The organism is Halomonas sp. S3-1-1 (assembly GCF_023757625.1).
In the GTDB taxonomy this organism is placed as follows: domain Bacteria; phylum Pseudomonadota; class Gammaproteobacteria; order Pseudomonadales; family Halomonadaceae; genus Vreelandella.
In genome coordinates this window covers 69481-83626 of record NZ_JALGBZ010000007.1, presented here as the reverse complement: position 1 = coordinate 83626, position 14146 = coordinate 69481, and the positions used below count along the sequence as shown (strand labels likewise).

At 63.5% G+C, this 14146-nt stretch carries 14 protein-coding genes; 8 read left to right on the top strand and 6 right to left on the bottom strand.

The window, feature by feature from the left end; genetic code table 11:
- Nucleotides 1-97: 97 nt before the first annotated feature.
- The gene (gene rpsB, locus MQW23_RS17510; RefSeq protein ID WP_252109505.1) at nt 98-847 is read right to left on the bottom strand and encodes a 30S ribosomal protein S2; all 750 of its coding nucleotides are present in this window, start codon (nt 845-847) and stop codon (nt 98-100) included.
- Between the two features lie 346 nt (nt 848-1193).
- On the opposite strand from rpsB, the gene map reads away from it, so the two are divergent.
- The 7 genes from map to MQW23_RS17475 all read left to right on the top strand — a co-directional run bounded on the left by map (nt 1194) and on the right by MQW23_RS17475 (nt 9121).
- Nucleotides 1194-1982 carry a type I methionyl aminopeptidase gene (gene map / locus MQW23_RS17505; protein ID WP_252109504.1) on the top strand — a complete coding sequence of 263 codons (789 nt, stop codon included), beginning with the start codon at nt 1194-1196 and terminating at the stop codon, nt 1980-1982.
- A complete protein-coding gene (locus MQW23_RS17500; protein WP_252109503.1) occupies nt 1982-4657 on the top strand; it encodes a [protein-PII] uridylyltransferase in 2676 nt (891 codons plus the stop codon). Before map ends, MQW23_RS17500 begins: the two co-directional genes overlap by 1 nt.
- A gap of 134 nt (nt 4658-4791) precedes the next feature.
- Nucleotides 4792-5988 carry a succinyldiaminopimelate transaminase gene (dapC, locus tag MQW23_RS17495; RefSeq protein ID WP_252109502.1) on the top strand — a complete coding sequence of 399 codons (1197 nt, stop codon included), beginning with the start codon at nt 4792-4794 and terminating at the stop codon, nt 5986-5988.
- Between the two features lie 137 nt (nt 5989-6125).
- Nucleotides 6126-6473, top strand: a complete 348-nt coding sequence (locus tag MQW23_RS17490; RefSeq protein ID WP_252109501.1) for a Spx/MgsR family RNA polymerase-binding regulatory protein — start codon at nt 6126-6128, stop codon at nt 6471-6473.
- Nucleotides 6474-6541: 68 nt separating this feature from the next.
- Nucleotides 6542-7567 carry a 2,3,4,5-tetrahydropyridine-2,6-dicarboxylate N-succinyltransferase gene (dapD, locus tag MQW23_RS17485; RefSeq protein WP_252109500.1) on the top strand — a complete coding sequence of 342 codons (1026 nt, stop codon included), beginning with the start codon at nt 6542-6544 and terminating at the stop codon, nt 7565-7567.
- Nucleotides 7554-8735 carry a succinyl-diaminopimelate desuccinylase gene (gene dapE / locus MQW23_RS17480; RefSeq protein WP_252109499.1) on the top strand — a complete coding sequence of 394 codons (1182 nt, stop codon included), beginning with the start codon at nt 7554-7556 and terminating at the stop codon, nt 8733-8735. Before dapD ends, dapE begins: the two co-directional genes overlap by 14 nt.
- Complete coding sequence (locus MQW23_RS17475; protein WP_252109498.1) at nt 8732-9121, top strand: hypothetical protein; 390 nt, start codon at nt 8732-8734, stop codon at nt 9119-9121. The genes dapE and MQW23_RS17475 overlap by 4 nt, the downstream gene beginning before the upstream one ends.
- Nucleotides 9122-9205: 84 nt before the next feature.
- On the opposite strand, the gene MQW23_RS19495 is transcribed toward MQW23_RS17475, so the two are convergent.
- A complete protein-coding gene (locus MQW23_RS19495) occupies nt 9206-9739 on the bottom strand; it encodes a cold-shock protein (RefSeq protein WP_286087037.1) in 534 nt (177 codons plus the stop codon).
- Between the two features lie 166 nt (nt 9740-9905).
- Here MQW23_RS19495 and MQW23_RS17465 point away from each other — a divergent pair, with 166 nt between their 5' ends.
- Nucleotides 9906-10154 carry a SlyX family protein gene (locus tag MQW23_RS17465; RefSeq protein WP_252109497.1) on the top strand — a complete coding sequence of 83 codons (249 nt, stop codon included), beginning with the start codon at nt 9906-9908 and terminating at the stop codon, nt 10152-10154.
- A 31-nt stretch (nt 10155-10185) separates the two neighbouring features.
- Here the strand turns inward: MQW23_RS17465 and ald are convergent, their stop codons facing one another.
- The 4 genes from ald to mutM form a co-directional block, all read right to left on the bottom strand.
- Nucleotides 10186-11304: an alanine dehydrogenase gene (gene ald, locus MQW23_RS17460; RefSeq protein WP_252109496.1), complete on the bottom strand. Its 1119-nt coding sequence runs from the start codon at nt 11302-11304 to the stop codon at nt 10186-10188.
- Between the two features lie 179 nt (nt 11305-11483).
- Nucleotides 11484-11933, bottom strand: coding sequence for an acyl-CoA thioesterase (locus MQW23_RS17455; RefSeq protein ID WP_252109495.1), 450 nt, complete (start codon nt 11931-11933; stop codon nt 11484-11486).
- A gap of 36 nt (nt 11934-11969) precedes the next feature.
- Nucleotides 11970-13160, bottom strand: a complete 1191-nt coding sequence (locus MQW23_RS17450) for a class I SAM-dependent rRNA methyltransferase (protein ID WP_252109494.1) — start codon at nt 13158-13160, stop codon at nt 11970-11972.
- 39 nt (nt 13161-13199) lie between these two features.
- A complete protein-coding gene (gene mutM / locus MQW23_RS17445) occupies nt 13200-14033 on the bottom strand; it encodes a bifunctional DNA-formamidopyrimidine glycosylase/DNA-(apurinic or apyrimidinic site) lyase (protein WP_252109493.1) in 834 nt (277 codons plus the stop codon).
- Nucleotides 14034-14146 lie beyond the last annotated feature (113 nt).

The following is a 14146-nucleotide window of genomic DNA, read 5'->3' as shown; positions in this document are numbered from 1 at the left end:
GAGCCCGGCGTAATCGGCCCGCCAAGCGGGAAAAAGGGGGCCAAAGCCCCCTTCACGCGATGCGGCTCAACTGCCCGCCGCATCCACCGTAGCCGTGTTACTCGGCCGCAGCGTCAGTTTCGGCGGAAGCCTGCTCGTCGGTTACTTCAACGAACTCATCCGGACGACCTTCTTTAGCACGGCCACACGCGTCGGCAATCGCCTTCACGTAGATCTGGATCGCGCGGATGGAGTCGTCGTTACCCGGAATGACGTAATCCACGCCATCGGGGTTGGAGTTGGTGTCGACCACGCCAATGACCGGGATACCCAGCTTATTGGCTTCGTTGATCGCGATGCGCTCATGATCAACGTCGATCACGAACAGCGCGTCCGGCAGGCCGCCCATGTTCTTGATACCGCCGATGGAGCGCTCGAGCTTCTCCTGCTCGCGCGTGGCCATCAGAACTTCTTTCTTGGTCAGCTTCGCGAACGTGCCATCTTCGTGCATGGTCTCAAGCTCGCGCAGACGCTTGATGGACTGACGAATGGTCTTGAAGTTGGTCAGCATGCCGCCCAACCAGCGATGGTTGACGAACGGCTGGTTGACGCGATTGGCTTCTTCTTTGATGACCTTGCTGGCGCTGCGCTTGGTGCCAACGAACAAAATCTTGTTGTTGGACGCCGCCATCTTCTCGACCACGTCGATCGCTTCGTTCAGCGCCGGCAGGGTGTGCTCGAGGTTGATGATGTGGATCTTGTTGCGCGCGCCGAAGATGAACTTGCTCATCTTCGGGTTCCAGTATTTGGTCTGGTGACCGAAGTGAGCGCCTGCTTTGAGCAGATCACGCATGTTGACGTGAGCCATGGTAGAACTCCTGAAACTCGGGTTAGGCCTCCACGCACCCCATGGATCCGACCGATAGTCTCAGCGCTCTAAAAGCGCCTTAAGAGGCTAACGGCACCCGGGACCATGTGCCGGTGCATGTGTGTTTTCAAGGCTTGCTGTATTAGCCTTGCGGCAACGCCGCAGACTCTGTATTAACGCCGACCGGCATGGTCGCCGCGCCGCGCGCCGAAAAAGGCGATTGCGGGATGGCGATTGCAGGAAAGCGCGCGGCTTTATACCATATATCATTGCCAAGATGAAGTCGCCCTTCGGGGTTTGCGCGCGCCGCGTGCATTACCGACCCAACCCGCCATATCGAGAAGTCATGAACGTTCCTATCAAGACCGCGGAAGAAATCGAAAAAATGCGCGAAGCTGGCCGCCAGGCCGCCAGCGTGCTCGAGATGATCACCCCTTATGTCGTCGCCGGCGCCTCTACCGGTGAGATCGACAAGCGCTGTCATGCGTATATCGTCGACGAGCTGGGCTCGACACCGGCGCCCTTGAACTACCACGGTTTCAGTCACGCGACCTGCACCTCGATCAACCACGTGGTGTGCCACGGCATTCCGGACTTCGACAAGACGCTCAAAAACGGCGACATCATGAACCTGGACATCACCGTGAAAACGCCGGACGGCTACCACGGCGACTCCAGCATGATGTTCATCATCGGCGACACCATTCAGGGCGAGCGCCTTTGCCGCGTGACCCAGGAGTGCCTTTACAAGAGCATGGCGTTGGTCAAGCCCGGCGTTCATCTGTCAGAGCTTGCCCGCGCGATCCAAAAGCACGCCGAAGCGAACGGCTACTCGGTGGTGCGCGACTTCTGCGGCCACGGCATCGGCGCCGGTTTCCATGAAGACCCGCAGTTTCTCCACTACGATGGCTACGCGCCTTCCGCCGACATCGCACTCAAACCCGGCATGTGCTTCACCATCGAACCGATGATCAACGTCGGTAGCTACAAGACCAAGGTGCTGCGCGACGGCTGGACCGCGGTGACCAAGGACAAGAGCCTTTCCGCTCAGTGGGAACACACGCTGCTGGTTACCGAAGACGGCGTTGACGTGCTGACCGCGCGCAGCGACGAAGACCTTAGCTTCCTCAACTGATGCTCCTCCACCACCACCGGTTCGAGCCGGACGCGACGCTTTTCGACCTGGCAGCGTTTCGCACCGAGCTTGCCGGTACACGCTCGCCGATCGCGCCCTTCAAGGCCGCTCTAAAGGAGCTGCAGGCGCGGCTGGACGAGCGCTTTCGTGCAGGCGCCGACATTCGCGACCTGGTGCGCGGGCGCGCCTGGTACCTTGATCAGCTGCTGGCCATCGCCTGGGAGCGCTTCGAGTGGCCGGACGATGGCATCGCGCTGATCGCCGTCGGCGGGTACGGGCGCGGCGAGCTGCACCCGCACTCCGACGTCGATCTACTGCTGCTGCTCGAGCACGACGACGACAGCGCCTACCGCGAGCCGCTCACCGCCTTCATCACCTTCCTTTGGGACATTGGCCTTGAGATCGGCCACAGCGTGCGCTCGTTAAGCGACTGCGAGCGCGAGGCGGCCGAGGACGTCACGGTGATCACCAACCTGCTCGAATCGCGCCTGATCGCTGGCCCCGAGCAGTTAAGGCAGAAAATGCGCGAGCGCCTGGCGCCGGAGAACCTTTGGCCGGCGGATCGCTTTTTCGAGGCCAAGTGGCAAGAGCAGATCAGCCGCCACTACCGCTACAACAACTCCGAGTATCACCTGGAGCCGAATTTAAAGAGCTCGCCGGGCGGGCTTCGCGACATCCAGATGATCGGCTGGGTGGCCAAGCGCCACTTCGATACCGAGCAGTACGCCGACATCGTCGCCAACGGCTTCATGAACGATGCCGAGCTTCGAATCCTGAGCCAGGGGCAGGCGTTTTTGTGGCAGGTGCGCTACGCGCTGCACATGATCACGGATCGCGCCGAAGACCGGCTTTTGTTCGACCATCAGCGCACCATCGCTGAAATGTTCGGCTTCAAGGACACCCCGGAGCGTTTGGCCGTCGAGCAGTTCATGAAGCGCTATTATCGCCACGTGACGGCGCTGGCCGGACTCAACGACATGCTGCTGCAGCACTTCGACGAAGTGATCCTGCGCGGCAAGGAGGTACTCGAGACGGTCACGCTCAACGAGCGTTTCGAGACGCGGGGCGGCTACATCCAGGCGCGCTCGAGAACGCTCTTTCGCGACCATCCCGACGCGATGCTCGAGCTGTTTCTTCTGATGGCCAAACACGAGCACATCGAAGGCGTGCGCGCCGACACCATTCGCCTGATTCGCGACCACCGCCACCAGATCGACGACCACTACCGCGAAGACCCGCACCACCAGCGCCTGTTCATGGCGATCATTCGCGCACCCGGCAACGTACCGCGCCAGCTTAGGCGCATGAACCGCTACGGGATTCTGGGCAAGTACCTGCCGGAGTTTGGCCGTGCGGTGGGCCTGATGCAGCACGACCTGTTTCACATCTACACCGTCGACGCCCACACCCTGCGACTTTTAAAGTTTCTTCACGGCTTTCGCAAACCCGACGCCAAGGCGGACTTCCCGGTGGCGGCCACGCTGATTCATCAGCTACCCAAGCTCGACCTTCTCTGGATCGCCGGGCTTTTCCACGATATCGGCAAGGGCCGTGGCGGCGATCACTCCGAAATCGGCGCTGTCGACGTCGAGCATTTTTGTCAGCGCCATCACGTTTCGCCCCACGACACCAACCTGGTGAGGTGGCTGGTCGAGCACCACCTTCTAATGTCGATGACCGCACAAAAGCGCGATATCAGCGACCCGGACGTGATTCGCGATTTCGCCTTGGCGGTGCGCGACGAAACCCGGCTCGACTACCTGTACGTGCTTACCGTGGCGGATATCAACGCCACCAACCCGACGCTCTGGAACGGCTGGCGGGCGTCGCTTTTGCGCCAGCTCCACGCCGAGACCAAACGTGCGCTTCGCCGCGGGCTCAAGAACCCGCCGGACCGCGACGACTGGATTCGCGAAACCCGCCTGGAGGCGCGCTCGCTACTCTCAAACGTGGGCGTGGAGAGCGCGCGCATCGACACCCTTTGGGAAACGCTGGGCGAGGACTACTTTCTGCAGTACGCGCCGAGCGAAATCGTCTGGCAGGCCCAGGGTATTCTCGCCCACGAGGGCTCGAAGCTTCCGCTGGTGCTGATCAGCGCGCCGACCGAGGACATGGCCGAAGGCGGCACAAAGGTCTTCATCCACACCCGCTCGGTGGACGATCTGTTCGCCGCCACCGCCGCGGCGATGGAGCAGTTGGGGCTTTCGATACACGATGCGCGCATCGCTACCTCCCATAACGACTGGACGCTCAACACCTTCATCGTGCTCGACAGCCACGGCCAGCCGATTCGCGAACCCGGCGCGATCGAGGAGATGCGTAGCCACCTGGTCGAGGAGCTCGACGACCCGGACGACTATCCGCAGATCGTCACGCGCCACACGCCGCGCCAGCTCAAGCACTTCAAGGTGCCGACCGAGGTGCTGATCGAGCAGGACCCGGCCAACGAGCGCACGCTTTTAGAGCTGACCGCTCCCGACCGCCCGGGGCTTTTGGCTCGCGTTGGGCGTATCTTCATGGAGCAGGACATTGCGCTCTCTACGGCGAAAATCGCCACGCTCGGCGAGCGGGTCGAGGACGTGTTCTTCATCACCACCAAGGCCGGCGAGCCGCTCACCGACTCGGCGCGCCAGCAGCAGCTTCGAAGCCGGCTGATCGAGGTACTCGGCGTTTGAGCCACTGCAAAACGCGCGGGACGCTCGAGTGCGCAACGCGGGTTTGAGGTGGTCAGTGGGCATGCTTATAATCGAGGGCGCTTTTATCGCGCCTCGATCCCACGCCGCTCAGCCCGCCCATCAACGGACACGCCATGAATTCTGATCTCAACGCCCTGCACCCCTATCCGTTCGAGAAGCTGGCCACGCTTAAAAAGGGGCTCGCCGCCCCCACGGGCCTTGCGCACATCGCCCTGACCATCGGCGAGCCCCAGCACGCGCCCTACCCGGCGGCGCTGACCGCGCTGGCACAAAGTCTCGATGAGATGGCGCGCTATCCGGCGACCAACGGCCTTGGCGAGCTGCGCGAGCAGATCAGCGCCTGGGCCACGCGGCGCTTCGGGCTGGCAGGGCTCGATCCGGAGCGCGAGGTAATTCCGGTCAACGGCACCCGCGAGGCGATTTTCGCCTTCGTTCAGGCCGCGCTCGATCGAAGCCGCCCTGCGAACGTCGCGGTGCCCAACCCGTTCTATCAGATCTACGAAGGTGCGACGCTGCTGGCCGGCGGCACGCCGCTGTATCTGGACTGCCGCGCCGAGAACGGCTTTCGCCCGGACTTTTCCCGGATCGACGCCGCGACCTGGCGGGACGTGCAGATCGTGTTTCTCTGCTCGCCGGGCAACCCCACCGGTGCGGTCACCTCGATGGACGAATTCAAGACGCTGATCAGGCTTGCCGACGAGCACGACTTCATCATCGCTTCTGATGAGTGCTATTCGGAGCTCTACCTCGACGAGGCCGCCCCGCCGCCGGGGCTGCTGCAGGCCTGCGCCGAGCTTGGCCGCGATGACTATCGCCGCTGCGTGGTGTTTCACTCGCTCTCCAAGCGCTCGAACCTGCCCGGGCTTCGCTCCGGCTTCGTCGCCGGCGACGCCAATATTCTCACGCCCTTCAAGCGCTATCGCACCTATCACGGCTGCGCCATGTCGCTGCCTGTGCAGCGCGCCTCGATCGCGGCCTGGCAGGACGAGGCTCACGTGCTGGCCAATCGCGACGCCTACCGCGAGAAATTCCAGGCGGTGACCGAGGTGCTCGCCCCAGTAATGGACTTCCCCACGCCCGAGGCGAGCTTCTACCTTTGGCCCGCGGTGCCCGGCGGCGACGACATCGCCTTCACCAGGCGCCTGTTCAGCGAAGAGCACGTAAGCGTCCTGCCGGGCAGCCTGATGGGCCGCGAGGATGCTTCTGGTCATAACCCGGGCACCGGGCGACTGCGCCTGGCACTGGTCGCCGAGCTCGAACCGACCCTGGAAGCCGCGCGCCGCCTTCGTCGCTTGATCGAGCGCGGCTAGGCGTTTTGCAATCGCGATATTTTGGCTATGTTGATTTTGGTCATGCTGATTTTGAACATGACGAAGTTGGCCACGCGAACGAAACGCCATGACACGCCGGCGAACGGACGACCATCAGAGCAACGACAGGAGGCTTTATGCTGACGCTTTACATCATCGATAACTGCGATACCTGCCGCAAGGCGCGCAAGGCGCTGGACGAGAAAGGCCTGGCCTTCAAGACGCACGACCTGCGCAAGGACGGCCTGTCGGCGAGCCTTTTGGAGCACATTCTCGAGCAGGTCCCGCTGCTGGACGCCATCAACAAGCGCAGCAAGACCTGGCGGGAGCTGCCGGAAGAGGAAAAAGAGGGGCTGGATGCAACCTCCGGCCGCGAGCTTTTGCTCAAACATCCCACGCTCTTGAAGCGCCCGCTTCTGGAGCTCGATAGCTACCGCATTCTGGTGGGCTATCAAGAGGGTGATTACGACAACATCACCCAGTAACCCAATGATTGGCCACTGACAGTGGCGACACACGTTACTCACGACCTAACCGGAAAGGAAGACGCTTTATGCTGAGCTTCGCGCTTGGAATCGGCACGCAAAACACGCAAGGCGACTGGCTGGAAATCTACTACCCGGCGCCGCTTTTCAAACCCGCCGAGAGCCTGGTGAGCGCCGTGCAAAAGGCGCTGGACGCCCCCGCCGGCACCCAAGCCGTGAGCTTTCTACCCGAGGACTGCGAGCGCCTAAGCCAGGCGCTTCATGAGGCCGGCCACGCAGAGCAGGCGAGCATCGCCGCTTCGCTGGCCGACAGCCAGCGCCCGCTGGTGGCCATGTTCATCGATACCGATGAGGCCCCCCAAAGCGCCCCGGAGGTGTATCTCAAGCTGCACCTGCTCTCACACCGTCTGGTCAAGCCCCACGGCCTCGACCTGACCGGCATGTTCGGCCTGTTACGCAACATTGCCTGGACCAGCGAAGGCGCCATCGACATCGAAGAATTGGCACAGCGTCGCCTGAAAGCGCGCATGGCCGGCCGGCCGCTCTCCGTGGACTGCGTCGACAAGTTCCCCAAAATGACCGACTACGTGGTGCCCGCGGGCATTCGTATCGGCGACACCGCCCGCGTGCGCCTGGGCGCTTATCTGGGCGAAGGCACCACGGTGATGCACGAAGGGTTCGTCAACTTCAACGCCGGCGCCGAAGGCCCGGGCATGGTCGAAGGCCGCATCTCGGCGGGCGTATTCGTCGGTAAAGGCTCGGATCTGGGCGGCGGCTGCTCCACCATGGGCACGCTCTCCGGCGGCGGCAACATCGTCATCAAGGTCGGCGAAGGCTGCCTGATCGGTGCCAACGCCGGCATCGGCATTCCGCTGGGAGACCGCTGCACCGTCGAAGCCGGGCTCTACATCACCGCCGGCACCAAGGTCACGCTGCTCGACGATCAGAAAAACGAGGTCAAGACCGTGTCCGGTCGCGAGCTCGCCGGCCAAAACGACCTGCTACTGCGGCGCAACTCGCAAACCGGTCGCGTCGAGTGTCTGACCAATAAAAGTGCCGTGGCCCTGAACGAGGCGCTGCATGCCCATAACTGAGCCCGAGGGGCTATCGCCGACGCTTTCGCTTGCCTTTGATCTTTTGAGCCGGGCATCGGTCACCCCGGATGACGAAGGCTGCCAGGAGGTCATGATCGAGCGCCTGGAGGCGCTTGGCTTTCACGTCGAGCGCCTGCGTTTTGGCGACGTGGAGAACTTCTGGGCGGTGCGCGGCCACCACGGCCCGGTGCTGGCCTTTGCAGGCCACACCGACGTGGTGCCGAGCGGCCCGCCGACCAACTGGGAGTTCTCGCCGTTTTCGCCCTGCATCGATGATCACGGCATGCTCTGCGGGCGCGGCGCCTCCGACATGAAAGGGAGCTTGGCGGCGATGATCACCGCCGTCGAGCGCTTCGTGACGCGCGCGCCGAACCATGACGGGCGCATCGCCTTTCTGATCACCGCCGATGAAGAGGGCCCGGCCATCGACGGCACCCGCGCGGTGGTCGAGCACCTTCGCGAGCGCAACGAGCGCCTGGACTACTGCATCGTCGGCGAGCCCTCCTCCACCGCCACGCTTGGCGACGTGATCAAAAACGGCCGGCGCGGCTCGTTGGGCGGCGTGCTTCACGTCAAGGGCGTGCAGGGCCACGTGGCTTACCCGCACTTGGCGCGCAATCCCATTCACCAGGCGCTGCCGGCGCTTGAGGCGCTTACCCACGAGCACTGGGACGAAGGCAACGCGTTCTTCCCGGCGACCAGTTTTCAGATCTCCAACTTTCGCGCCGGTACCGGGGCTACCAACGTGATCCCCGGCGAGATCGAGGTGGTGTTCAACTTCCGCTATTCCACGGAAGTCACTCATGAAGAGCTAAGGGCGCGCACCGAGACGATTCTCGAGCGCTTTGATCTCGATTTTCATATCGAGTGGACGCTCAACGGCGAGCCGTTTCTGACCGCCGAAGGCGCGCTGGTGGACGCAGTGATGACCGGGGTGGAAGCGATTACCGGGCAGCGGCCGACGCTTTCGACCAGCGGCGGCACCTCGGATGGCCGCTTCATCGCCACCCTCGGCGCCCAGGTGGTCGAGCTCGGCCCGCTCAACGACACCATCCATAAGGTCAACGAGCGCGTGCGCGCCGAGGATCTCGATGAGCTGAGCCGGATCTACGAGGCCACGCTGGAGGCGCTGTTCACCGCTGAAAACGGCCGGGAGCCAACACGATGAGCGAGCGCTTTCCGGATATCGAGGTGTACCTGGCAAAGGTCGAGTTCGAGGCGCTCAACGCCTGGCTTTTCGACACTATCAAAGCGCCGGCGCTGCGCCCGGCGGGCAAGAACAAGTGGAAAAGCCAGGGGCTAAAAGATGGGGCCGAGGTGCCGGTACTGCTGGTGGAAAACGCCGCCGACGGCTTCGCCAGTCTTTGGTTCGACAGCGCCCATACGCCCTGGCCCACTGATCAGGCCTGCGCGACGGCGGCGGCCCCGGCGCTGGGCGTGGAGGTGCGCTGTTCGCTCGGCGGCTGGAGCCCGGGGGATGACCCGGACGCCTTCTGGCAGGTGCGCCCCAATGGCGAGGCCCAGCGCATCGCCTGGCCGGATTCCGGGCGCTAATCGGCGCTTCGCGTTTTTATCTGCCCTAAAACGCCACTGGCCCCGCGATTGCGGGGCCAGTGGTTTGAAGCGGGAAGCGAGCGGTCAGGACTCGATGATGCTCACGTCGTCGGCCTGAAGACCGCGATCGTTTTGAATCACGTGATAGCGCACGATCTGCCCTTCGGCGAGCATGCGCGGGCCACGGCCGCGAATGGCGCGAAAGTGAACGAACACGTCCTCGCCGTTATCGCGGGTAATGAAACCGTAGCCCTTGTTGGTATTGAACCACTTCACTTCCCCCTCTTCACGCCCGTCGTTGGGGTCGATCACTTCCGCCGGTTCTTCCTCGACCGGCTCCGCAGGGCGCGGGGCAGGTTTGGCGCGAACCGTTTCGGCGCTTACGACCACCGGGGGCGCGAACGCCGCCGCGGCCAGCGTGCCGACCAGCAGTACGATAAAGCTACCCAGGGCGACGGCTACGTAAACACCGGTCGTGCCGATGATGGCAAGCTCGGAAAGCCACTGCTCGGCGAGTGGGGCGTCGGTGAGATGCACAAGACCGGCCAGCAACAAAGGCGTGGGCGCGGCGAGTAATACACTGATCAATAAACAGCGAACAACAACTTTTGGGTTCATGGATATAAAAAGCTCTCTTGTTGTATGAGTAACAAACAAAGGAAAATACGCGGCGCGATTATAGCAACCCTCCACTTTGGCGATAAATATTCGAGCAATATCGCTTACGTCGCGCAAAAGGCGGGCTAACCCTACCGAGCATACACTACAAGGTTTCGATCTTATCATGACAAACGAATTATCGCCCGCCGAGCTCGGCCGCCGGCTCGACGCGTTGGAGAGCAAGCTCGCCTATCAGGAGCACTGGCTGGACACCCTCGACCAGACCGTCGCAAGCCAGGCGCGGCAGATGGAAAAACTCGAAAGAATGAACGCACTTATGCGCGACCGGCTGCGAGAGCAGCACCACACCCAGAGCGATCATGCAGACGGCGGGGCCTATCGCCTGGAAGACGACGTGCCCCCGCACTACTGAGCCTCTTACGGTTTTAAAGCGGCGCCCGCCTTCAGGCGTCGATCAGCGTCTCAGCGCTCACGTACTCAAGGCCAAACGCTTCGGCCACCGCCCGGTAGGTGACCTGGCCTGCGTGAACGTTGAGCCCCGGCGCAAAGTGGGCGTCGTCCTTGAGCGCCTGCTGCCAGCCCTTGTCGGCCAGCGCCAATACGAAAGGAAGCGTGGCGTTGGTCAACGCCTGAGTGGAGGTGCGCGCCACCGCCCCTGGCATGTTCGCCACGCAGTAGTGGACGATGCCGTCGACGAGATAGGTCGGCTCGGCGTGGGTGGTGGGTTTGCTGGTCTCGAAGCAGCCGCCCTGGTCGATGGCAACGTCCACCAGCACGCTGCCCGGCTTCATCCCGGCGAGCATATCGCGGGTGATCAGCTTCGGCGCCGCCGCCCCTGGAATCAGCACCGCGCCGATGATCATGTCCGACGTCTTAGCCGCCTCTTCAAGGGCGTCCGCCGTGGAGTAGACGGTTCGGATGCGGCCCTGATACCGATCATCGAGCTCGCCCAGACGGGCAATGGAGCGATCCAGGATCGTCACGTCGGCGCCGAGACCCAGCGCCATGCGCGCGGCGTTTTCACCCACCACGCCGCCGCCGATCACCGTGACCTTGCCCGGCGCCACCCCGGGCACGCCGGGCAATAGCACCCCGGCGCCGCCCTGGGCTTTCTCCAGGCTGTGGGCACCGGCCTGTACCGCCATGCGCCCAGCCACCGTGCTCATCGGCGCCAGCAGCGGAAGCCCGCCCTTGCCATCAACGATAGTCTCGTAAGCGATACAGGTCGCGCCGCTGTCGATCAGGCCTTGGGTGAGCGACTTTTCCGCCGCCAGGTGCAGGTAGGTAAAGAGCGTATGCGCCGGGGTCAGCCGGGCGACTTCTTCGGGCTGCGGCTCCTTGACCTTCAAAATCAGTTCGGCGTTTTGCCAAAGGGTGTCGACGTCCGCCTCGATACGCGCCCCCGCCGCCTCGTAGTCGCCATCATGAAACCCTGCACCTTCACCGGCGCCGGCCTGCACGCACACCGTATGGCCGCGCCCGACAAGCTCGCGGGCGCCGGTGGGGGTCAGCGCAACGCGGTATTCGTGGTTCTTGATTTCCTTGGGGACGGCGATCTGCATGGCGGGCCTCTCGATGAACTCTAATGAACGTTTCCTCATTACAGCACAGTCGAAAGGCGCTGCCAGCGCGCGGTCTTAAAACGAGAAAAACGCCGGTAAAGGCGTTTTTCAGAAGAAAATTCTGGCGCAAACCGGGCGCTGACAGAAAAATCCGCTCTATCTGGTCGCGGCCTGGCGCCCTACCCGCTCCCCTCAGGCTCGCTCACAACCGCCGAGCCGTAGATTCGCCGATACTCCTCGGGCAGGCGCTGGGGGCGCCCGCTGGAGAGCGCGGCGCACACAAAACGCGTGCGGGCATTGAGCAGCGTCTTGCCGTCGCTGTCACGCTTGAGCTGGAACCGGCGGGTAAGGCTCAGGCGTTGGTCGCACTCGACGATCCAGGTGGCCAGCGCAAGAGTATCGCCCTCGAAGGCAGGAGCGAGGTAGTCGAGCTCGTGGCGGTGCACCACCATCGCCCGGTCGAGCGCGCGATAGCGGGCAAGATCGAGGCCCAGAACTTCAGAGTGGGCCCAACTGATGCGCTCGATCCAGCGCAAATACTCGCCGTTGTTGACGTGACCAAACGCGTCGATGGCGCGGGCCTCGACGGTGATCGCCATGACGTACGGCGCTGGCAGTGCCCACTCCATGCTGACTCCTTACGCGTAGTGGCTGACAGCCCTCGATCAGTCGCGGTAAACCCGCACGCCCAGCGCCTTGAGGTAGGCGGTTTCAGGAATCGCCGGGTGCACCGGGTGATCCGGCCCCTGATGGCCCTGGAAAATGACCTGGCCGTGGCGATCCTGGTGGCGCACCGCGCCGCGTACCACGTCGACCAGGCGGTCGTGACCAAGGTGCATCGAGCAGGACGCCGAAAGAAGCAGTCCGTCGCGGCCGAGCAGGCGCATCGCCTCGCGATTGAGCCGCGCGTAGGCGCGCTCACCGTTGGGAATGTCCTTACGCTTTTTGATGAACGCCGGCGGGTCGAGAATCACCACGTCGAACTGCTCGCCGTCGGCCTTGAGCGCGGCCAGCGCCTCGAAGGCGTCGCCTTCACCCACCGCCACCTGCTCGTGTACGCCGTTGAGCTCGGCGTTGCGCGCCACTTGCTCGAGCGCCGCCCCGGAGCTATCCACGCAGAGCACTTCCGAGGCGCCGCTGGACGCGGCCTGAACGCCCCAGCCACCCACGTAGCTGAACACGTCCAGCACGCGCTTGCCCGCCACCTGGCCGTTGAGCCAGGCGCGGTTGACGCGGTGATCGAAGAACCAGCCGGTCTTCTGGCCGTTAAGCACCGGCACCACGAAGCGCGCGCCGTTCTCCTCGATCAGCACTTCGTCAGGCAGCACGCCCTTGACCACTTCGACCTGAGCCTCGAGCCCTTCCTGGCGGCGCCCGCCGGTGTCGTTACGGAAAACGATCACCTCGGGCTTGACGACCTTCTCCAGCGCGTCGACGATCTCGTCCGCCAGCGCCTGCATGCCGGCGGTGTTGAGCTGCACTACGAGCACGTCGCCAAAGCGGTCGATGATCAGCCCCGGCAGCAGGTCGCCTTCGCCGTGAATCAGGCGGTAGAACGGCTGGTCGAACATGCGCTCGCGCAGCGCCAGCGCCTGGTTGAAGCGGTGTACGAACAGCGACCGGTCAAGGCGCATCTCCGGGTCGCGGGACATGATGCGAGCGCAGATCAACGAGTGCGGGTTCACGTAGGCCACGCCAATGGCCTTGCCGTTGGAGGCCTCGATCAGCGCGGCCTCGCCGGCGGCGAACTCCTTGAGCGGCGTCTCTTTGGTATCCACCTCGTTGGAGTAGATCCACAGATGCCCCGCCTTCAGGCGGCGGTCGGCATTTTTATTCAAGCGCAGGCGTTGGGTCACTGGTTTCTCCAAAAGCATCGGCAAAGCGTGAAAATAAGTTTAGCGCTGACATCCCGGGCAGAAAACACTTGCCCGCTGACCCAAAACGATGCGCTTTAGGGACTGCCCGCAGCGCCGGCAGGGCTCGCCCTGACGCCCGTAGACGTTGAGCTGCTGGGCGAAGTAGCCAGGCTCGCCCTGACCGCTGACGAAATCGCGAAGCGTGGTGCCGCCTTTAGTGATGGCGGCGGCCAGCACTTCCTTGACCGCCACCGCCAGGTCATCGAAGCGCGCTTTCGAAATACGCCCGGCAGCGCGGCGCGGGTCAATGCCGGCGATGAACAGCGCCTCCGCGGCGTAGATATTGCCCGCTCCGACCACCACGCGGTTGTCCATCAAAAACGGCTTGACCGCCATGCGCTTGCCGCGCGAGAGCCGGTAGAGCCAAGCGCCGTCGAAGGCCTCGCTCAAGGGCTCCGGGCCCAGGTGCGCCAACCGCGTGTCCTCGGTGCCATCACCCTGCTGCCAGTCGACGAAGCCGAAGCGGCGCGGGTCATGGTAGCGAAGCACGAAGCCATCGCCGGTCACGAGATCCACGTGATCGTGCTTTTTGGGCAGATCCCCGACGCGGGCGATGCGCAAACTGCCGGACATCCCCAGGTGCCATAACAGCGTCCCCTCGCTCCCGCCCTCGCTGGACGCCAGCGGCAGTCGCAGATACTTGGCCCGGCGCGTGACGCTTCCCACCCGGGCGCCGATCAGGCGCTGCTCGAAGTCCTCGGGCACCGGCACGCGCAGGCGGCGGTTGCGCACGCGCACCTCGGCGATCTCCTGGCCCTCAATATAGGGCGCGATGCCCAGACGGGTGGTTTCGACCTCGGGCAGCTCGGGCATGACGGATACCTGTAAGAGTTGAAGTCGGTCAAGGGTCGCTTAGCGAGCGCAGGTGGCTATCCGGCGGTGCAGGGGCCATGCATGCAAAAACCCGGCTTTTAGGGCCGGGTTTT